Source organism: Streptococcus sp. KCJ4932, from assembly GCF_004352745.1.
GTDB lineage: Bacteria > Bacillota > Bacilli > Lactobacillales > Streptococcaceae > Streptococcus > Streptococcus ruminicola.
The window spans coordinates 64,584-86,112 of sequence record NZ_SJWW01000005.1; the positions used below are offsets into that span (position 1 = coordinate 64,584).

At 37.7% G+C, this 21,529-nt stretch carries 19 protein-coding genes and 1 other RNA gene; 18 read left to right on the forward strand and 2 right to left on the reverse strand.

The window, feature by feature from the left end; all coding sequences use genetic code 11:
* Window positions 1–96: 96 nt before the first annotated feature.
* The 13 genes from rsmH (at window position 97) to pepC (ending at window position 14,172) form a co-directional block, all read left to right on the forward strand.
* A complete protein-coding gene (gene rsmH, locus E0E02_RS03375; RefSeq protein ID WP_024344632.1) occupies window positions 97–1,047 on the forward strand; it encodes a 16S rRNA (cytosine(1402)-N(4))-methyltransferase RsmH in 951 nt (316 codons plus the stop codon).
* Entirely contained in the window at window positions 1,047–1,370 is a 324-nt protein-coding gene (gene ftsL, locus E0E02_RS03380; RefSeq protein ID WP_006531147.1) for a cell division protein FtsL, read from the forward strand. Before rsmH ends, ftsL begins: the two co-directional genes overlap by 1 nt.
* Before the next feature lie 3 nt (window positions 1,371–1,373).
* Complete coding sequence (gene pbp2X, locus E0E02_RS03385; protein ID WP_133017847.1) at window positions 1,374–3,638, forward strand: penicillin-binding protein PBP2X; 2,265 nt, start codon at window positions 1,374–1,376, stop codon at window positions 3,636–3,638.
* A gap of 6 nt (window positions 3,639–3,644) precedes the next feature.
* Window positions 3,645–4,658: a phospho-N-acetylmuramoyl-pentapeptide-transferase gene (gene mraY, locus E0E02_RS03390; RefSeq protein WP_074603656.1), complete on the forward strand. Its 1,014-nt coding sequence runs from the start codon at window positions 3,645–3,647 to the stop codon at window positions 4,656–4,658.
* A gap of 201 nt (window positions 4,659–4,859) precedes the next feature.
* Window positions 4,860–6,203: a DEAD/DEAH box helicase gene (locus tag E0E02_RS03395; RefSeq protein WP_074565088.1), complete on the forward strand. Its 1,344-nt coding sequence runs from the start codon at window positions 4,860–4,862 to the stop codon at window positions 6,201–6,203.
* Window positions 6,204–6,396: 193 nt separating this feature from the next.
* Complete coding sequence (locus tag E0E02_RS03400; protein ID WP_133017848.1) at window positions 6,397–7,224, forward strand: transporter substrate-binding domain-containing protein; 828 nt, start codon at window positions 6,397–6,399, stop codon at window positions 7,222–7,224.
* 14 nt (window positions 7,225–7,238) lie between these two features.
* A complete protein-coding gene (locus E0E02_RS03405; protein WP_074965403.1) occupies window positions 7,239–8,042 on the forward strand; it encodes an amino acid ABC transporter permease in 804 nt (267 codons plus the stop codon).
* Window positions 8,042–8,785 (forward strand): amino acid ABC transporter ATP-binding protein, encoded by a 744-nt coding sequence (locus E0E02_RS03410; RefSeq protein ID WP_133017849.1) that lies wholly within the window; start codon window positions 8,042–8,044, stop codon window positions 8,783–8,785. Before E0E02_RS03405 ends, E0E02_RS03410 begins: the two co-directional genes overlap by 1 nt.
* An 82-nt stretch (window positions 8,786–8,867) precedes the next feature.
* A complete protein-coding gene (locus E0E02_RS03415) occupies window positions 8,868–9,092 on the forward strand; it encodes a DUF4059 family protein (protein ID WP_039695906.1) in 225 nt (74 codons plus the stop codon).
* A gap of 66 nt (window positions 9,093–9,158) precedes the next feature.
* A complete protein-coding gene (gene trxB, locus E0E02_RS03420) occupies window positions 9,159–10,073 on the forward strand; it encodes a thioredoxin-disulfide reductase (RefSeq protein WP_133017850.1) in 915 nt (304 codons plus the stop codon).
* 247 nt (window positions 10,074–10,320) lie between these two features.
* Window positions 10,321–11,781 carry a nicotinate phosphoribosyltransferase gene (locus E0E02_RS03425; protein WP_074603645.1) on the forward strand — a complete coding sequence of 487 codons (1,461 nt, stop codon included), beginning with the start codon at window positions 10,321–10,323 and terminating at the stop codon, window positions 11,779–11,781.
* Complete coding sequence (gene nadE / locus E0E02_RS03430) at window positions 11,781–12,605, forward strand: ammonia-dependent NAD(+) synthetase (RefSeq protein ID WP_074561295.1); 825 nt, start codon at window positions 11,781–11,783, stop codon at window positions 12,603–12,605. Before E0E02_RS03425 ends, nadE begins: the two co-directional genes overlap by 1 nt.
* 229 nt (window positions 12,606–12,834) lie before the next feature.
* Window positions 12,835–14,172 (forward strand): aminopeptidase C, encoded by a 1,338-nt coding sequence (gene pepC / locus E0E02_RS03435; RefSeq protein WP_133017851.1) that lies wholly within the window; start codon window positions 12,835–12,837, stop codon window positions 14,170–14,172.
* A gap of 87 nt (window positions 14,173–14,259) precedes the next feature.
* Here the strand turns inward: pepC and pbp1a are convergent, their stop codons facing one another.
* Window positions 14,260–16,476, reverse strand: a complete 2,217-nt coding sequence (gene pbp1a / locus E0E02_RS03440) for a penicillin-binding protein PBP1A (protein WP_133017852.1) — start codon at window positions 16,474–16,476, stop codon at window positions 14,260–14,262.
* Window positions 16,463–17,071 carry a Holliday junction resolvase RecU gene (gene recU, locus E0E02_RS03445; protein ID WP_014334359.1) on the reverse strand — a complete coding sequence of 203 codons (609 nt, stop codon included), beginning with the start codon at window positions 17,069–17,071 and terminating at the stop codon, window positions 16,463–16,465. Before recU ends, pbp1a begins: the two co-directional genes overlap by 14 nt.
* A 74-nt stretch (window positions 17,072–17,145) precedes the next feature.
* Here recU and E0E02_RS03450 point away from each other — a divergent pair, with 74 nt between their 5' ends.
* The 5 genes from E0E02_RS03450 to E0E02_RS03470 all read left to right on the forward strand — a co-directional run bounded on the left by E0E02_RS03450 (window position 17,146) and on the right by E0E02_RS03470 (window position 21,511).
* Window positions 17,146–17,664, forward strand: coding sequence for a DUF1273 domain-containing protein (locus E0E02_RS03450; RefSeq protein WP_074869957.1), 519 nt, complete (start codon window positions 17,146–17,148; stop codon window positions 17,662–17,664).
* Window positions 17,665–17,791: 127 nt separating this feature from the next.
* Complete coding sequence (gene gpsB, locus E0E02_RS03455; protein WP_074561292.1) at window positions 17,792–18,121, forward strand: cell division regulator GpsB; 330 nt, start codon at window positions 17,792–17,794, stop codon at window positions 18,119–18,121.
* A gap of 83 nt (window positions 18,122–18,204) precedes the next feature.
* An RNA gene (gene rnpB, locus E0E02_RS03460) (RNase P RNA component class B) lies at window positions 18,205–18,570 on the forward strand.
* 169 nt (window positions 18,571–18,739) lie between these two features.
* Window positions 18,740–19,912 carry a class I SAM-dependent RNA methyltransferase gene (locus E0E02_RS03465; protein ID WP_039695898.1) on the forward strand — a complete coding sequence of 391 codons (1,173 nt, stop codon included), beginning with the start codon at window positions 18,740–18,742 and terminating at the stop codon, window positions 19,910–19,912.
* 63 nt (window positions 19,913–19,975) lie between these two features.
* Complete coding sequence (locus E0E02_RS03470) at window positions 19,976–21,511, forward strand: cell division site-positioning protein MapZ family protein (RefSeq protein ID WP_133017853.1); 1,536 nt, start codon at window positions 19,976–19,978, stop codon at window positions 21,509–21,511.
* Window positions 21,512–21,529 lie beyond the last annotated feature (18 nt).

Here is a 21,529-nt window from a genome sequence, read left to right on the forward strand (position 1 = left end):
GTAAGTACCAAGTATCTTAAACACGAGATGCTTGGTTTTTCTTTTTATCCCTATCTTTTAAGGAAGAATCTTTCTATTTGTGTTATAATGAAAGGTATGACAAAAGACTTTCATCATATTACAGTACTTCTACATGAAACCGTTGATATGCTTGATATCAAGCCAGATGGAATCTATGTAGATGCAACGCTAGGAGGAGCAGGACACAGTGAATATCTCCTCTCTAAGCTTGGCCCGAATGGTCATCTTTATGCTTTTGACCAAGACCAGACGGCTATTGATAATGCACAAATTCGACTAAAAGATTATATTGAAAAAGGACAAGTCACTTTCATCAAGGACAATTTCCGAAATCTTGCTTCAAATTTAGCAATGCATGGAGTAACTGAGATTGACGGTATATTATATGACCTTGGGGTATCAAGTCCGCAATTAGATGAACGTGAGCGTGGTTTTTCATATAAGAAAGACGCTCCGTTAGATATGCGTATGAACCGTGAGCAAGACTTGACAGCTTATGATGTTGTCAATACTTACGACTACCATGATTTGGTACGCATTTTTTACAAATACGGCGAAGATAAGTTCTCTAAGCAAATTGCACGTAAAATTGAGCAAGCTAGACAGGTTAAACCGATTGAGACAACGACTGAATTGGCTGAGATTATCAAGTCAGCTAAACCTGCTAAAGAACTTAAGAAAAAAGGGCACCCTGCTAAGCAAATTTTCCAAGCCATTCGTATCGAAGTTAACGATGAATTGGGAGCGGCAGATGAGTCTATCCAACAAGCGATTGACTTATTAGCAGTTGATGGTCGTATTTCCGTAATTACTTTCCACTCACTTGAAGACCGTTTGACAAAACAATTGTTTAAAGAAGCGTCTACAGTGGAAGTTCCAAAAGGTTTACCTTTTATTCCAGATGATATGCAGCCAAAACTAGCTCTTGTAAATCGTAAACCAATTTTACCGAGTCAAGAAGAGTTAGAGGCCAACAATCGTTCACACTCAGCAAAATTGCGCGTGGCTAGAAAGGTTCGTAAGTAATGACTGATAAACATCGTAACGAAGCCATTGCTAAGGCTCTTAAACGTCGTATTCGAAAATTTTCACGCATTGAAAAAGCTTTTTATGGTTCAATTATTTTAACGGCTATTACCATGGCGATTAGTATTATTTACCTTCAAAGCCGTAATCTTCAAGTACAACAGCAAATCACTGATTTAAATAGTCAGATTACTGAAGTACAGACAAATTACGACAATGCTAAACAAGAGGTTAACGAACTGTCAAGTCGTGACCGTGTTGAGCAAATTGCCCAAAATGCTGGTTTAACAAGCCAACAGGATAATATTAAACAGGTGGAGTAGTCTATGAAAAAATTAATGAATCGTTTTTTAGACTATGTGGTAAAGGACAGACGCACACCCGATAAGAATCGCGAGCGTGTTGGTCAAAATCTGATGATTTTGGCAGTCTTCCTTTTCTTTGTGTTTATTATCAATTTCGCGATTATTGTGGGAACAGATACCAAGTTTGGTCATAATTTATCTAAAGAAGCCTCAGATGTTTACCAACAAACAGTGACGGTTCAAGCCAAACGTGGTACGATTTATGACCGTAATGGTGTTGCACTGGCTGAGGATTCGACAACTTATAGTGTTTATGCTATTATTTCGAAATCTTACGTGTCAACAACTGGTGAAAAACTCTACGTTAAAAAATCTCAATACGATAAAGTTGCTGAGATTTTGAATGCCCAAATCGGTATTGATAAAGACGAAGTCTTAAAACAATTGAATCAAAGTGGGCTTTTCCAAGTGTCATTCGGAAGTTCAGGGTCTGGTTTATCATACAGTAAGAAATCAGAAATTGAAACAGCTATGAAGGAGGCTGGAATTAAGGGAATTGGATTTGAATCAACACCTGGACGTATGTATCCAAATGGTGTCTTTGCTTCGCAATTCTTAGGACTTGCCCAATTAAAAGAAAACAAAGATGGTAAAACATCAAGCCTTGTCGGAACATCAGGTTTAGAAGCCTCATTAAACGATGTGCTATCAGGGTCAGACGGAAAAGTAACCTATCAAAAAGATAAAAATGGTAACTTGTTACTTGGTACGGAAACGACTGTTAAACGTGCTGTTGATGGAAAAGATGTCTACACAACACTTTCTGAACCATTGCAATCTTATCTTGAGTCACAAATGGATATTTTCCAAAATGATGCTCAAGGTAAATATGCCAGTGCGACAGTGGTTAATGCTAAGACAGGAGAAATCTTAGCAACGACACAACGTCCAACTTATAATGCACAGACAATGGAAGGTTATAATGAAGATAACCTAAAAACATGGAATACCCTTCTATATCAAAGTTATTATGAACCAGGATCAACCATGAAAGTAATGACACTTGCCTCAGCTATCGATGATGGTATTTTTACGCCAAATGAAGTGATTTCAACAATCAACGGTATTACAGTTGCTGATACAAAAATCAATGACTGGAACGTCAATGAAGGTAATACTTCTGTTCAATATATGACGTATGCTCAAGGGTTTGCTTGGTCAAGTAACGTTGCTATGACAAGTCTTGAACAAAAAATGGGTAATGACAAATGGCTAAACTACTTGTCTAAGTTTAAGTTTGGTTACCCAACACGTTTTGGTATGGTCAATGAAGGTAGTGGCTTGTTACCATCAGACAATGAAGTAACCATTGCCATGAGTGCTTTCGGTCAAGGTATTGGTGTGACACAAGTTCAAATGCTTCGTGCCTTTTCTGCGATTTCTAATAAAGGGGTTATGCTTGAACCACAATTTATTAGTCAAATTTACGACCCAAATAATAATACAGCCCGTAAAGCGTCAGCTGAAATCTCTGGTAAACCTGTCTCAGAAAATGCTGCTAATCAAACACTTGATTACATGGTAACGGTTGGTACAGATTCACAATTTGGTACCTTGTATGATAGCACGGAAGGGGCACCGGTTATTCAAGTCGGTGATTACTCTGTTGCCGTCAAATCTGGTACAGCCCAAATTGCGGCACCTGCCGATCAAGGTGGAGGCTATTTGACAGGTGACAATGATTACATCAACTCAGTTGTTGCCATGGTGCCATCAGATGATCCTGATTTCATCATGTACGTCACTCTTCAACAACCCACAACAACTTTCAAACGTAATTTCTGGAAAGATGTTGTAAACCCAGTACTTGAACGTGCTATGATGATTAAAGATACTTTGACAAGTACAGCTGTGACTGGTACAGATACGGAAACCAAATACCAATTGAAAGATTATATCGGAAAAGCACCTGGTGATACCGCTCAGGAACTTCGTAATAATCTTGTTCAACCAGTTGTCGTTGGATCAGGTAGCAAAATTAAGAAAATGTCTAAAAAAGTCGGTAGCAACCTTTCACAAAATGAACAAGTGCTACTTTGGACAGGAAAATTAAAAACAATGCCAGACATGTATGGCTGGACGAAAGAAAATGTTGAAAAATTTGCGAAGTGGACTGGAATCAAAGTAACCATTAAAGGCTCTGGTTCAAAAGTCACTAAGCAAAGTGTCGATACCGGAAAAGATATTGACAAAGTCAAAAAAATTAAAATTACTTTAGGAGACTAAACTAAAATGTTTTTAAGTTTAATTGCAGGTATTGTCGCCTTTGCCTTGACAGTATTTGCTATGCCGCATTTTATTCGTATTTATCAATTGAAAAAAATTGGTGGGCAACAAATGCACGAGGATGTCAAACAACATTTGGCTAAAGCTGGAACACCAACAATGGGTGGGACAGTCTTTCTAACAGTTGCCATTCTTGTTAGTCTTGTCTTTAGTTTCTTTATTGAAAGACAAGCTGGTGCTTCAATGGGAGCAACCGTAGGAATTTTAATGGTTCTTTTGATTTATGGAATTGTTGGATTCCTTGATGATTTCTTGAAAATCTTTAAACAAATCAATGAAGGTTTGACACCTTGGCAAAAAATGAGTTTGCAAATTATTGGTGGTTTGATTTTCTATTTTGTTCACGTGCGTCCAAGTGGAACAGATGATTTGAATGTCTTTGGATTTGATTTACACCTTGGCGTTCTTTATGTTGCCTTTGTTCTTTTCTGGATTGTTGGATTTTCAAATGCGGTTAACTTGACTGATGGTATTGATGGATTGGCTTCAATCTCAGTAGCTATTAGTTTAGCAGCTTACGGTGTTATCGCAGTTGTTCAAAAACAATTTGACGTACTTTTGATTATTGTCACTATGATTGGTGCTTTGTTTGGTTTCTTTGTTTTCAATCACAAACCAGCTAAGGTCTTCATGGGTGATGTGGGAAGCTTGGCACTGGGTGCGATGCTTGCTGCAATTTCAATTGCCCTTCGTCAAGAATGGACATTGCTAATCATTGGATTTGTTTACGTTTTTGAAACAGCTTCAGTAATGCTTCAAGTATCTTACTTTAAATACACTAAGAAAAAATATGGTGAAGGTCGTCGTATCTTCCGTATGACACCATTCCATCATCATTTGGAGCTTGGTGGTTTGTCTGGAAAATCAGAAAAATGGTCTGAATGGAAAGTTGATGCTTTCTTGTGGAGCGTTGGAGCTATCGCAAGCATCCTCACATTGATTTTCCTTTATGTCTTATAATAAGGAAAGCGAGTTGAGAAATTCTCAGCTCGTTTTTTTAGTTCTTAAAGCGCATAGTGCTTTGCTTTAATCCCCCTTTTAATGATATAATAGAAAGGAATGAAAAAATTCACCTAGCAGCTCTTAGCTAGGGATGAAACGATAAACAGATATAGAGAAATTTCAAGTGAAACTTGATGAGATAAGAAATTGAGGTAAAACATGTCTTTTAACGATTTTAATTTTAAGCCCTACATCCGTGAGGCACTCGCAGAGCTTAAATTCAAAAATCCGACAGAAGTGCAACAAAAATTAATTCCTGTTGTACGTTCAGGTCGTGATTTGGTAGGTGAATCAAAAACTGGTTCAGGGAAAACACACACTTTCTTGCTACCAATCTTTGAAAAATTGGATGAAACAAGCGACAACGTTCAAGTTGTTATCACAGCACCAAGCCGTGAATTGGCAACACAAATCTATCAAGCTACAAAACAAATTGCGGATAAATCTGAAGCAGAAATCCGTGTAGCAAATTATGTTGGTGGGACAGATAAACTTCGTCAAATTGAAAAACTAAAATCATCTCAACCACATATCGTCATCGGAACACCTGGTCGTATTTATGATTTGGTTAAATCTGGCGACCTTGAAATCTACAAGGCACACACTTTTGTCGTTGATGAAGCTGATATGACGCTTGATATGGGATTCCTTGATACGGTTGATAAGATTGCTAGCACATTGCCAAAAGATGTTCAAATTTTGGTCTTCTCAGCAACTATTCCACAAAAATTGCAACCGTTCTTGAAGAAATATTTGACAAATCCTGTCATGGAAAAAATCAAGACAACAACAGTTATCGCAGATACCATCGATAACTGGTTGGTATCCACTAAAGGTCGTGATAAAAATGCTCAAATTTTGGAAATCACAAAAGCTCTTAACCCATACCTTGCTATGATTTTTGTGAACACCAAAGAACGTGCAGATGAATTGCACAGCTACCTTGTATCAAATGGTTTGAAAGTTGCTAAAATCCACGGTGGCATTCCACCACGTGAACGTAAACGTACGATGAACCAAATCAAAAAACTGTCTTACGAATACATCGTGGCAACAGATTTGGCAGCGCGTGGGATTGATATTGAAGGGGTTAGTCACGTTATCAACGATGCGATTCCGCAAGATTTGTCATTCTTTGTTCACCGTGTTGGACGTACAGGACGTAATGGTTTGAATGGTATTGCTATTACTCTTTACCAACCAAGTGATGATTCAGATATTCGTGAACTTGAAAAATTAGGAATCAAATTCGTACCAAAAATGCTCAAAAATGGTGAATTCCAAGATACTTACGATCGTGATCGCCGTGCTAACCGTGAAAAATCATACCAAAAACTTGATACTGAGATGATTGGTTTGGTTAAGAAGAAAAAGAAAAAAATCAAACCTGGTTATAAGAAAAAAATTCAATGGAAAGTTGATGAAAAACGCAAACGCGAACGCCGTGCCGCTAACCGTGCTAAAGGGCGTGCCGAACGTAAAGCAAGAAAACAAACTTTCTAATATCAAAAGTAGTCTGAAACAAAAGTTTCAGGCTATTTTTTAGGCTCAAATAAAAAAATTAGACTATTGTGTCAAGAACTTAGCTCGATATTATGATAGTTTTTCTCTATCAAGGTCATAGAAAATATATATTGGGCAGGCGCCTCTAAGTTTGGTAGACTGTAACAAAGATGATTAGAAAAGAGGAAGAGAGATGAAAAAGACAAACCTTTTAACAGTAGCCTTTTTAGCGGTAGTTGCTTTGGTGCTTTCAGCTTGCTCAACTCAAACGCAATCTGGTGGTAAAAAGGTCATCAAAGTAGCGACTGATTCAGACACAGCACCATTTACTTATAAGGAAAATAAAGCCTTTAAAGGTTATGATATCGATGTGGTAAAAGCTATTTTCAAGGACTCAAAGGAATACAAAGTGGAGTTTGTGACAACAGCTTTTGATTCTATTTTGACGGGTGTGGATGCAGACCGTTATCAAATTGCGGCAAATGATTTTAATTACAATGAAGAACGTGCGCAAAAATACCTTTTCTCAGATCCAATTTCACACTCCAATTATGCGATTACGAGTGCTGAAGGGACAAGCTATGATAGTTTAGATGATTTATCGGGTAAAAAAACGGAAGTTATTTCAGGGTCAAATTACGCGCAAGTTTTGGAAAAATGGAACAAGGATAATCCAGATAAAGAACCGATTAAAATCAAGTATGCTGCAAGCTCAACTGGTTTAACGACACGTGTTCAACACATTGAAAATGGAACGATTGATTTTATTCTTTACGATGCCATTTCATCAAATTATTTGGTTGAAGACCAAGGCTTTAATTTAACAGTAACTAATGTTAAAGAAAAAGTCGGTGGTGAAAACGATGGACTAGAATATCTCTTGTTCGCTGATACTAGTGATGGTAAAGAACTGCAAGCATTCGTTAATAAACGCCTTAAAACTCTAAAAGAAGATGGAACGTTAGCTGAATTAAGTCAAACTTACTTTGGTGGAGATTTCGTCTCATCTGTTAAATCTTAAAAGAAGGAGTATTCATGTCTTTTATAATACTTACAACTGGCTTATCTTGGTATGATAAGTTAGTTGAAAAAATACCTGAAGGTCAGCTCTTTAGCTGGCGTGCGGTTTTTGATGCCATTCCTGATTTGCTGGGACATTTGCCGACAACTCTTGGATTGACTTTAGCAGGTGCTTTCTTTGGTTTGATTTTAGCTTTAGTCTTTGCTATTGTGAAAATCAATCGTCCTAAAGTTTTGTATCCTATTCAAGCTGTTTTCGTCAGTTTTTTACGTGGAACACCGATTTTGGTTCAGTTGATGCTGACTTATTACGGCATTCCACTCTTTTTAAAATTTCTTAAGCTAAAATACGGGTTTGACTGGAATATCAATGCCATTCCTGCCTCAGTTTTTGCTGTGACAGCATTTGCTTTTAATGAAGCTGCCTACACTAGCGAGACCATTCGTGCGGCTATTCAAGCTGTAAATGTTGGTGAAATCGAAGCAGCGCGTAGTCTTGGAATGACTTCGTTTCAAGTTTATCGCCGTGTGATTATTCCAAATGCTGCGGTGATTGCCACACCAACTTTGATTAACAGTTTAATTGGCTTGACCAAAGGAACATCGCTAGCATTTAATGCTGGGATTGTTGAAATGTTTGCCCAAGCTCAGATTTTAGGTGGGTCAGATTACCGTTACTTTGAACGATATATTTCGGTCGCTCTGGTTTACTGGATTATCAGTATTATTATCGAACAAATTGGTCGTTTAATTGAGAAAAAAATGGCTATTGATACTCCAAAAATAAGCCAAGATACGATAACAGGAGATATTCGCTAATGATTAAGATTACAAAATTAACAAAAGCATTCTCTGGTCAGAAGGTTTTAGATGGTTTAGATGTGGCTATTAAAAAGGGTGAAGTCTTGGCCCTTGTTGGAGCATCTGGAGCAGGAAAGTCAACGTTTTTACGTAGTTTGAATTATTTAGAGCAAGCTGACTATGGGAGTATTGCTATTGATGATTTCAAGGTTGATTTTCAAAATATCACCAAAGAAGAAGTGCTTGAACTCCGTCGAAAACTGGCTATGGTTTTTCAGCAATTTAACCTTTTTGAACGCCGCACCGCACTTGAAAATGTCAAAGAAGGCTTAAAGATTGTCAAAAAACTATCAGATGCTGAGGCAACTAAGATTGCTAAAGAAGAATTAGCTAAAGTTGGTTTGTCTGATCGTGAGAATCATTACCCAAGGCATTTATCAGGCGGGCAAAAGCAGCGCGTGGCCTTAGCGCGAGCACTTGCCATGAAACCTGATGTTCTTCTTTTAGATGAACCCACTTCTGCCCTTGATCCAGAGTTGGTTGGAGAAGTGGAAAAATCAATTGCAGATGCTGCAAAAGCAGGACAAACCATGATTTTGGTGAGCCATGATATGAATTTTGTTTATCAAGTGGCTGATAAAGTTCTCTTTTTGGATAAGGGACGTATTCTTGAAGCTGGTCGACCAGAAGAGATTTTTAAACATCCCAAAGAAGCAAGAACCAAAGAATTCTTTGCAAATTATACAAAAACGTATATTTAAAGACACAGATTTGATATAATAAGAGCTGAAAGTTTTTTTCAGCTTTTTTAGAGCAAAATAGAATACGAGTGCAAGGTGAAATATGTTTTTAGAAATTTTTAGTCTCTATATTCAGGGATTACTTTTATCAATTATCAGTGTTTTTTTAGTTGGTGTTTTTTGGAATTTTTGGCGAGCTAGACGCAAATATGATAAAACAGCCAAAGAACGCCAAGCTTTTTTGTATGATATTTTGATGATATCTATTATGGTCATTCCAGTTCTTTCTTTTGCTTTTATGGCCATTTTATTGATGTTTAAAGCATAATAATTGTGTTTTAGAGATGAGCTTGATAGAATAGAAAAATAATCGATAAAACGAGGTAAAAAATACATGTACGATACATTAATTATTGGTTCAGGTCCTGCAGGGATGACTGCTGGGCTTTATGCCGCACGTGCTAACCTTAAAGTTGGTATTATTGAACAAGGTGCTCCTGGTGGGCAAATGAATAATACATCAGAAATTGAAAACTACCCAGGTTACGATCACATTTCTGGACCAGAATTGTCAATGAAAATGCATGCACCGCTTGAAAAATTTGGCGTGGAAAATATTTATGGTATCGTCAAAAGCATTGAAGATGCTGGCGATGTTAAACGCGTCATCACTGAAGATGCTACTTATGAAGCTAAGACAATTATTTTGGCGACTGGTGCTAAAAACCGTGCCCTTGGCGTAGCTGGTGAAGAAGAGTACACAAACCGTGGGGTGTCATACTGTGCAGTTTGTGATGGAGCATTCTTCCGTAACCAAGATTTATTGGTTGTCGGTGGTGGTGACTCAGCTGTTGAAGAAGCTGGTTATTTAACACAATTTGCAAAATCAGTAACCATTATTCATCGTCGCGATGAATTACGCGCACAAAAGATTTTGCAAGACCGTGCCTTTGCTAACGAGAAAATCAATTTCATCTGGGATTCCGTTGTTAAAGAAATCAAAGGAAATGATATCAAGGTTTCAGGTGTTGTTGTAGAAAATGTTAAAACTGGTGAAATCAGTGAACATGAGTTTGGTGGTATTTTCATCTACGTTGGTGTTGACCCAGTTTCAAAAATGGTTGAAGGACTTGGTATTACAGATGAAGCTGGTTGGGTTATCGCAGATGACCACATGAAGACAGCTATTCCAGGTATCTTTGCTATCGGTGATGTGCGTAAGAAAGAACTCCGTCAAATCACAACAGCAGTTGGTGATGGCGCTATTGCTGGACAAGGTGTTTACCAATATATCGAAAATATGAAATAATAAAAAGCTGAGATTTTATCTCGGCTTTTTTAGTAGCTGAAAAGGAAGAAAGGAAGTGAAAAACTTTTCTGAAAGTCAGATTTTTTTCAAATCTTTGCGCAAAACCTCACAAAGTTTTAGCCAGTCTCTCGTAATTGTGCTATAATATGGGGGATAATTAATCTTTTGACAGATGCTAGCAGAGGTTGTTAAAACCAGATGTAATAAGACTAGCATTGGGTCGATATTTTTAAAAAGGGGATACCACATGTATCAAGATGATAGTTTAACTCTCCACACAGATTTGTATCAAATTAATATGATGCAAGTTTATTTCGATAAAGGCATTCACAACCGTAAAGCGGTTTTTGAAGTCTTTTTCCGTAAAGAACCATTTTCAAATGGCTATGCTGTTTTTGCTGGTTTGCAACGTATGGTTGAATACCTTAAAAACCTTCGTTTTACAGAAACAGATATTGCTTACTTAGAAGAATTAGGTTATCCAGCTGATTTCATCGCTTATTTGAAAGATTTTAAATTAGAATTAACCATTCGTTCAGCTCAAGAAGGTGACCTTGTTTTCGCTAATGAACCAATCGTCCAAGTGGAAGGACCTTTGGCACAATGTCAATTGGTTGAAACAGCTTTGCTTAACATCGTAAACTTCCAAACATTGATTGCCACAAAAGCTGCTCGTATCCGTTCAGTTATTAATGATGAACCATTGCTAGAATTTGGTAGCCGTCGTGCCCAAGAAATGGATGCAGCAATTTGGGGAACACGTGCTGCTGTAATCGGTGGTGCTAATGCCACATCAAATGTTCGTGCTGGTAAAATGTTTGATATTCCAGTATCAGGAACACACGCACATGCTCTTGTTCAAGCTTACGGAGATGACTATGAAGCCTTCATGGCTTACGCAGGCACTCACAAAGATTGCGTCTTTTTGGTTGATACTTATGATACACTTCGTTTGGGTGTTCCAGCAGCTATTCGTGTAGCCAATGAACTTGGCGACAAGATTAACTTCCTTGGAGTTCGTATCGACTCTGGTGATATGGCTTACTTGTCTAAAAAAATCCGCGAACAATTGGATGCTGCAGGTTACCCAGATGCTAAAATTTACGCTTCAAATGATTTGGATGAAAATACCATTCTTAACCTTAAAATGCAAAAAGCCAAAATTGACGTTTGGGGTGTTGGTACAAAACTTATCACAGCTTATGACCAACCAGCTCTTGGTGCTGTTTACAAAATTGTCTCAATCGAAGATGAAAACGGTGTAATGCAAGACACTATCAAATTGTCTAACAACGCTGAAAAAGTGTCTACACCAGGTAAAAAACAAGTTTGGCGCATCACAAGTCGCGAAAGAAATAAAACAGAAGGTGACTACATCACTTTCACAGATACAGATGTTAACCAACTTGATGAAGTTTACATGTTCCACCCAACATACACTTACATCAATAAAACAGTAAAAGATTTTGAAGCTGTTCCTCTCCTTGTTGATATCTTTGATAAAGGTGAATTGGTTTACGATTTGCCAACACTTGCTGAAATCCAAGATTATGCCCGCAAAGAATACGACAAACTTTGGGACGAATACAAACGTCTACTTAACCCACAAGATTATCCAGTTGACTTGTCACAAGAAGTTTGGCAAAACAAAATGGATCTTATCGACCGTATTCGCAAAGAAGCTCAACAAAAAGGAGAAGTTAAGTAATGACATTACAAGAAAAAATCATTGCAGAATTGGGTGTTAAACCAAGTATTGACCCTAAAGAAGAAATCCGTGTGTCTGTTGATTTCTTGAAAGATTACATGAAAAAACATTCTTTCTTGAAATCTTATGTGCTTGGTATTTCTGGTGGTCAAGATTCAAGCTTGGCAGGACGTTTGGCACAAATCGCCATGGAAGAATTGCGTGCTGAAACTGGTGATGACAGCTATAAATTCATCGCAGTTCGTTTGCCATACGGTGTTCAAGCTGACGAAGAAGATGCACAACGTGCGCTTAAATTCATCAAACCAGATGTTAGCATTGCTGTAAATATCAAAGAAGCTGTTGATGGACAAGTTCATGAACTTGAAAAAGCTGGTATTGACGTTTCTGACTTTAACAAAGGTAACATCAAAGCACGCCAACGTATGATTACACAATATGCAGTAGCAGGTGCAAATAGCGGTGCTGTTATCGGTACTGATCACGCTGCAGAAAACATCACTGGATTCTTTACAAAATTTGGTGATGGTGGTGCTGACGTGATTCCACTTTATCGCCTTAACAAACGTCAAGGTAAACAATTATTGGCAGAGCTTGGTGCTGACCCAGCTATCTACGAAAAAATTCCAACAGCTGACTTAGAAGAAAACCGTCCAGGTATTGCTGATGAAGTAGCACTAGGCGTTACTTACAACGATATCGATGATTATCTTGAAGGTAAAACAGTTTCAGCAGAAGCACAAGCTAAAATCGAAAACTGGTGGAATAAAACAGAACACAAACGTCACTTGCCAATCACAGTATTTGACGATTTCTGGAAATAAATTTCAAAATCAAAAAGCCCTACTTGGGCTTTTTTTGTTTGGTTTTAGTATTATTATTTGAAAATTCTGACATATACTGTTATGAAAGTTTACACATTTTTTTGAAAGTTTCAAAAAGTTCTACAATTTCTCTTGAAAAATGCTTAATAAGCGCTATAATGGTTATTAGTTAAGTTAGGTTAAGTCAGAAAATATTACATGAGAACTTAGCCACATTATAGGAGGAATTATGTCAGAATTATCATCAACATTTACTGATAAACTATTTGCTGACTTTCAAGCTGATAGCAAATTGCGTGCTGTTGAAAATGCTGTAACTCACAATGGATTGTTAAAATCACTTGAAACACGTCAAAGTGAAATGGAAAACGACCACGCTTTTTCAATTGATTTAACAAAAGATAAAGTTGCTAACCAAAAAGCTTCAGGTCGTTGCTGGATGTTTGCAGCTCTTAATACTTTCCGTCATAAAATGATCTCAGACCTTAACTTGGAAAACTTCGAACTTTCTCAAGCGCACACATTCTTCTGGGATAAATACGAAAAATCAAACTGGTTCTTAGAACAAGTTATTGCAACTGCTGACCAAGAACTTGGTAGCCGTAAAGTAAAATTCTTACTTGATGTGCCACAACAAGATGGTGGTCAATGGGATATGGTTGTTGCTCTTTTTGAAAAATACGGTGTTGTGCCCAAAGCTGCTTACCCAGAATCAATTTCATCAAGCAACAGTCGTGAATTGAACCAATACCTTAACAAATTGTTGCGTCAAGATGCACAAATTTTGCGTGAAGCAATTGCAGCAGGTGCTGATGACAAAGCTGTTCAAACTAAAAAAGAAGCTCTTCTTCAAGAAGTCTTCAATTTCTTAGCTATCAACCTTGGTTTGCCACCACGTACATTTGATTTTGCTTACCGTGATAAAGACAATAACTATCATTCAGATAAAAATATCACACCACAAGAATTCTTCAAAAAATACGTTGGTTTAGATCTTTCTGAATACGTATCAGTTATCAATGCCCCAACAGCTGACAAACCTTATGGTAAATCATACACTGTTGAAATGCTTGGTAACGTGGTTGGTAGCCGTGATGTTCGTTACATCAACCTTGATATGGAACGTTTCAAAGAATTGGCTATTGCTCAAATGCAAGCTGGTGAAACTGTTTGGTTTGGTTCTGATGTTGGCCAAATTTCAGACCGCCAAAAAGGTATCATGGCAACAAATGTTTACGATTTTGAAACAGCTATGGATATCAACTTCACACAAGATAAAGCAGGTCGTCTTGATTACAGCGAAAGCTTGATGACACACGCTATGGTCCTTACAGGTGTTGATTTGGACGAAAATGGCAAATCTCTTAAATGGAAAGTTGAAAATTCATGGGGAGATAAAGTTGGTAACAAAGGTTACTTTGTTGCTTCTGATGCTTGGATGGATGAATTCACTTACCAAATCGTGGTACGTAAAGAATTCTTGACAGCAGAAGAACGCGCTGCTTATGAAGCTGAACCAATCGTTCTTGCACCTTGGGATCCAATGGGAGCTCTTGCAAGCAAATAATATAAAACTAAAAACGTTAGCTGGTATCAGCTAACGTTTTTTTTGGCACAATAAAATCACCTCTGCTTAATCAGAGGTGATTTTTTATTATTCGTTACCTTCAGTGCTGCTGTTAGTATCAGTAGATTCGCTGCTTTCTGAGCTAGCTTCTGTTGATGAAGTATCTTCGCTAGATGATTGACTAGATGAAGCTTCTTCAGAAGAGCTTGAGCTTGAACCATAGATGTTGCTGTAGACTGAGCTTGATGATGGTGAATAAGTGTAATTGCTTGAGCCGCTTAAGTAAGCATAGCCGCCACTTGTGTAAACACCTTTAGGAACCTCAAAGTCTTCGCTTCCGCTACCATATTTTTCGTTGAGGTAGCTTTGCATAGCTTTGTAAACATCAGCTGCAACGTTTAGACCGTTACCGTAAATTGGTGTCATACGGTTTTTATAACCTGTCCAAACAGCCATTGAGTACTGTGGTGTGTATCCGACAAACATTTCATCAGGAGCCATTGTTCCGACAGCACTATTGTAAATGCCTGTTGATTCTTCGATTTCAGCAAGTTCATCATCTGAGTAGTTTGATGTACCTGTTTTACCAGCTTGGTAGATACCTGGGAGAGCAGCTCTCGTACCAGTACCGTATGTCAAAACAGTTTTCATCATTGAAGTCATCAAGTAAGCTGTTGTTTCTTTCATGGCACGGCTACCAGATGCGCTAAATGATTTACTTGTACCATCGTTGAATTCGATTTTGTTGACATATTGTGGTTCGTAGTAAATTCCACCGTTAGCAAATGCGGCATAGGCAGCAGCCATTTTTTCACTACTTGCACCGTATTTTTGGCTAGAATCACTTGTTGAACTTGAGATAGCATTTGAGTAGTAAAGTTGTGGGTAGTAAATGCCAAGACCTTCCAAGAATGATTTAGCTTTATTTAAGCCGACAGATTCAAGGGCTCTAACCGCTGGTACGTTACGTGATTGTTGGATAGCGGTTTGAATGGTCATGTTACCGTAGTATTGACGGTCCCAGTTATAAATTTGAGTTGAAGTGCCTGGCCAGTAGTATTTGCTATCGCTAGTGACAGCAGCAGTACTTGTGTAGACACCATTTTCAATCGCTGGAGCATAGTCTGTGATTGGTTTCATTGTAGAACCCCAGTCACGGTCAGTTAGAACGGCTTGGTTAGTTCCGAGTGAAACAGTTGTATCTTGGTTACGTGAACCAAGTTGAGCAATAACTTTACCAGTGCTTACGTCAACAACAGTTGAGGCAACTTGTAAGTCTGTATCTGGGTAATAGACATAAGAGTCTGTGTTGTAGATATCCCAGAGGTATTTTTGAGCTTCTGTATCAACGTTTGTGTAAACTTTCAAACCAGCTGAGTAGATATCTTGACCAGTTTTGTCGCTTACTTCTTGAATAACTTCTTTGATGTAGTTATCAAGATAAGGTTCATAACTTGTTGATTCAGTTAGTGTTTGCAGACCATCTGTGACTGGAGTAGCACGAGCTGTATCGTATTCAGATTTTGTAATGTTACCATCTTCATACATTTCAGCAAGAACAGTATCACGACGGTTTTGAGCAGCTTCTGGATTTGTGTAAGGATCATATTGACTTGGTGCTTGAGGAATACCAGCAAGTAAAGCCAACTGTGCAATAGACAAATCTTTCAAATCTTTACCGTAGTAAGATTTAGCTGCTGTTAGCATACCATAGTTACCGTTACCCATGTACACTTTGTTAATGTAGAAGGTAAGAATTTCTTCTTTGGTATATTTACGTTCCATTTGAAGAGCTAGCCAAGCTTCTTGAGCTTTACGTTTCAAGGTTTGGTCAGATTCACTTGTTGAGAAGTAAGCCAATTTGATTAACTGTTGGTCAAGTGTCGAACCACCTTGTGTGCTAGAGCTTGTAAAGTTATTTAGCGCTGCTCCGAGGATACGGTAAACATCGATACCACGGTGTTTGAAGAAACGTTTATCTTCGATAGATGTCACTGCATTAACCAAGTTCAATGGAATACTGTTAGCTGATACGCTCTCACGTTTTTCAGAACCCAAGTCAGCAATTAAGGTTCCGTTGGTATCATAAATCAGACTTGAGTTAGTTGATGATAATTTAGCTGCTGTTAGTTTTGGTGTGCTGCTAACATAGAATGCAAAGATTGAGCCACCAATTAGAAAACCAGCAACAACCAAAGACATCAGAGTGATTAAACCGTATTTTAGCACCTTAAGAGCAGTTGCTTTAGATGCAGGATTGCTTGTTCGTCTGTGTTTTGTTGTTTTCTTTTTAATTGTGATCACCGCCTAATATTTTTTGATCGATAATGTCCAAATAAGGAACTTGAGGGAGTGAACTTGTTGTCACCATATACCCATTTTTTCTGATATAATCAAGTGGCATGGATTTGGTGCCGAGGTTGATTTGGTAAAAGTCTACTAGAGCACTAGCAGGTAAGAAATAAGTTTCCTTAAGTGTCGAAAAGTGAAGTAGTACAAAGCAGATGCCGTCTTGCTTTAAGACATGTTCCATGTGCTCAATCTGGTGAGCGTGGAAGTTTTTTAAGGGCATGGAAGTCTTTTGTCGCGTTTCTTTCGCTTCAAAGTCAATGTAGCGTCCTTTATAGACACCAGAATAATCGGTCGTGGATGCTTGGCGAAAGTAAGCTTCTACAATTTTGGCACGGCTTCTTTTAGGATAATCAACTTTTACAATTTGAATTGGGGTTGGTTTTTTGTGAACGACAGCAATATCACGAGATAAGTAGTAATTATTAGTTTCATTGATTGCTGCTTCAAAACTCATCCCACGATTAGCAAAGTTAATCGTTGATTTTGTGTTCTTCCTAGAAGCTGGGGCTGCTTGTTTTCGAATAAGATGATGAGGGTAATTAACCATAAAACTCCTAACATTCATGCTTAAGTCAATATAAGCACTACTATTATAACATATTTTTAGAAAGGAAACAGGTTATGACTGCAATTCTCGTCACGGGCTATAAGAGTTTTGAGCTTGGTATTTTTCAAGAAAAAGACCAACGAATCGAGATTATCAAGAAGGCAATTAGACATGATTTGATTCGCTATTTTGATGAAGGGGTTGATTGGTTAATCTTTATGGGAAACCTCGGATTTGAATATTGGGCATTACAGGTTGCAAAAGAGCTCCAAGAGGAGTATGATTTTAGTATTGCTACTATTTTTACTTTTGAAAATCATGGTCATAATTGGAACGAAGCCAATCAAGTCAAATTGAGTGAGTTCAAACAGGTGGATTTTGTGAAGTATTCCTATAAAGAGTATGAAAATCCAAGTCAGTTTAGAGCGTACAATCAATTTTTAGTAGATAATACAGACGGTGCTTACCTTTTTTATGATCCAGAAAATGAAACAAATCTGAAATATCTGGTAGAAGTCATGCGAGAAAAAGGTAACTATCCTATCCAGTATTTAACCTTTGATCGCCTTAATGAATTCCTTGAAGATTGGTAATGAATTTTTAATAATGATTTAAAGGTAAATGCTTGATTTTTCACTAAATTTTCTGTAACATATATCTTGATATGACGTTTTCATATTCGAAGGTTAACTAGAATAGTTTTGTTTGGAGAGAGATAGAATGGCAAGTATTATTTTTAGTCCTAAGGACATTTTTGAACAAGAATTCAAAACCAGCATGCGTGGTTATGATAAAAAAGAAGTAGACGAGTTCCTTGATGATGTTATCAAAGACTATGAAAGTTACATTTCTCAAGTCCAAGAACTACGTGCTGAAAATGAAAAATTAAAACAAGAGTTGGCTGCTAAACCAAAAGCAGCGCCAGCAACTTCTTATGTTGCTCCACAGGCTGAGCACGCACGTGTTGCTCAAACTGCTACAAACTTCGATATTTTGAAACGCATTAGCCGTTTGGAAAAAGAAGTATTTGGTAAACAAATCACTGAATAATAACTTTAGTCATTTTTGACAAAGTTATTAACAGAATGTGTCTATGACTTACCTCTTGACGAAGGTAAGAAAGATAAATTGCAATTTTTGGATAATCGCGTGGTATTCTAATACCATGAGGAAAGTCCATGCTAGCACTGGCTGTGATGCCGGTAGTGTTTGTGCTAGGTGAATTAATAAGCCTAGGGACATCTTTTGATGTTACGGCGAGTGAAAAGGCTAAGTCTTTGATATGCCTAAATAGCTCTGAAAAGTGCCACAGTGACGTAGTTCTTGAGGAAACTCGGGAAGTGGAACGCGGTAAACCCCTCAAGCTAGCAACCCAAACTTTGGTAGGGGCACGGGATAGTAGGAATCCGAACGATCTATCCTGACTGGAAACAGTAGACAGATGATTATCGAAGGAGATAAGACCTAGTTATCTCTGGAACAAAACATGGCTTATAGAAAATTGCATATAGGTATCTAGCTAGCTTAGGCTAGCTTTTATTTTTTGTATTTTAATACTAAAATACCTCGTGATTTGGTATTTGAAAATTAATTGAATTTTACTAGCTATAAGCTGGTAAAACGTGTTAAACTTATAGATAAGTATTTTGATGAAATAGGAATGTGTGAATGAAAAAAACATTTAATTTAGTAGCGACTGCAGCTGCAGGGCTTGAAGCTGTTGTCGGGCGTGAAATCCGTGATTTAGGGATTGATTGCCAAGTTGAAAATGGTAAAGTACGTTTCCAAGGTGATGTTCGAACAATTATTACAACAAACCTTTGGCTTCGTGCGGCAGACCGTGTCAAAATTGTTGTTGGAGAATTTCCGGCGCGTACCTTTGAGGAGTTGTTTCAAGGGGTTTATAAATTGGATTGGGAAAATTATTTGCCTTTGGGTGCCAAATTCCCAATTTCAAAAGCAAAATGTGTCAAATCAAAATTGCACAACGAGCCAAGTGTTCAAGCCATCAGTAAAAAAGCAGTTGTAAAAAAACTTCAAAAAGTTTACCACCGTCCAGATGGTGTTCCTTTGCAGGAAAATGGTGCAGAATTCAGAATTGAAGTATCTATTTTGAAAGATAAAGCGACCGTTATGATTGATACAACTGGGGCTAGTCTATTTAAACGTGGTTACCGTGTGGAAAAAGGTGGCGCTCCAATTAAAGAAAACATGGCAGCTGCTATTATTGAATTGTCAAACTGGTACCCAGATAAACCATTTATCGACCCAACATGCGGTTCAGGAACATTCTGTATTGAAGCTGCTATGATTGGGATGAACATCGCACCTGGTTTTAACCGTGATTTTGCCTTTGAAGAGTGGAATTGGGTAGATGCTGATTTGGTTCAAAAAGTTCGTGATGAGGCTGAAGAAAAAGCTAACTACGATATCGAGCTTGATATTTCAGGATTTGATATTGATGGTCGCATGATTGAAATCGCTAAGAAAAATGCAGAAGAAGCAGGACTTGGCGATGTCATCAAATTGAAACAAATGCGTCTTCAAGACTTGAAAACCGATAAAATCAACGGTGTTATCATTTCTAACCCACCTTACGGTGAGCGATTGCTTGATGACAAAGCAGTCGACATCTTGTATAATGAGATGGGACAGACCTTTGCACCACTTAAAACATGGAGCAAATTTATTCTGACCAGCGATGAACAGTTTGAACGAAAATACGGGTCACAAGCTGATAAAAAACGTAAATTGTATAATGGTACTCTTAGAGTTGATTTGTACCAATTTTACGGTGAACGTGTTAAACGCTCTGCTATCACGCAAGCAAAAGAAAAGTAAGGAAAAGTGCGCTTAACAACATCGTTAAGCAGTTGAGATTTTATTTAGAGAGGTGACCAGAACGTGTCAGAAAAAAAAGACATGCCATCTTCTGAAGAAAAAGATGGGCTTAACTTTGAAGATGTTAAAAATCTAACCATTGAAGAAGCTGTTCGAAAAGATTCTGAAATGAAAGCTGGAATTACTGAGTCTGATGGCGTTTTAGATAAGTATATTAAACAGCACCGAGATGAAGTAACATCGCAAAAATTTGAAACAAAGTTATCTGATTTTGAAGATTTAGATACAAAAGCTTTGGATAACTTTATTAAAAAACAACGTGAAGAACTTGTTAATAGCGGGATTGTTAGCAAGGACGTTTTTGAGGAAACTGCTGAACCTAAATCAGAAGTTGAATCAGAAGAAGTAGCTGAACCAGTCGTTGAAGAGACTGAAGTTAAAGAGGTTGAGGCTGAGCCTGAACAAGCAGAAACTGTTGACTCAGAAAAAGAAGCTGCAAAAGAAGTAGAAGCAACTACTCCGGAAGTTGAAGAAACTGTAGCTGCTGTTGAAGAATCAAAAGAAGAAACTGTAGCTGCTCCTGCTGAAGAGGTTAAAGAAACTGAAAAAGCAGCTGCTTCAATTGCTCTTTCATCTGATGATAGCAAACCAACATCTAAGAAAAAACGTGTTATCATTGGTGGTTTAGCAGCTCTTGTTGTCGCTATTTTTGGTGCAGGTTATGCGCTACACTACACTAAAGATTCAACAACTACAGTAGCTAGCTCATCAACTTCATCAAGCCAGAAAAAAACGACATCAAGTTCAAGTACTGCAGAAAAAGCTAAAAAAGCCAAAAAAGCTTTTGATGATGCATATGCAGCTTTATTCACTGATGATACTAAAACGAAGTTGAAAAACAGTGAATTTGACAAGATTTCTGTCCTAAAAGAAAAATTGGATGACCTAAAAGGTACTGATTTTTATGATGCTGCTAAAAAAGAATACGATACTGTAGCAGCTCACATTACAGCTATCAAAGCAATCAATGCTTTGTTTGAAAAAGACGTTATTGTTGATGGTAAGAAAGTTTCAGGAACTGTTAAAGCTGATGCCAAATTCGATAGCTTATCTAGTGATGTTTTGAATACAGGTGACGCTAACTTGGATAATTTATTGCAATCAGTGATTACTGATGGTAAAAATCAATTAGCGGCTAAAGCACAATCAAGTAGCCAAGCGCAAGCAGCTGCTAACTCTGCCAGCCAGACAGAAAGCAGCGATAAAGCAGCTGAAGCTAAACCAGCAGCGCCTGCATCTGATAATTCAAATCTTCAACGAGATAAGAGTCGTGTTCCTTATAACGACTCAGCGATTGCTGATTCAAATAATCCAGCTTGGATATTTGGTGACGGTGTACTTGAAAAAATCGTTTCAACATCACAAGCTCGTGGTTATTTCTCTGGAAATGACTATATTCTTGAAAAAGTTAATATTATCAATGGTAATGGTTACTATAACATGTTTAGAAAAGACGGAACTTACCTCTTCTCAATTAACTGTAAAACAGGTTATTTTGTAGGTAATGGTTCAGGTCACTCTGACGCTTTGGATTATTAATTTTTAAAGGCGATTCCT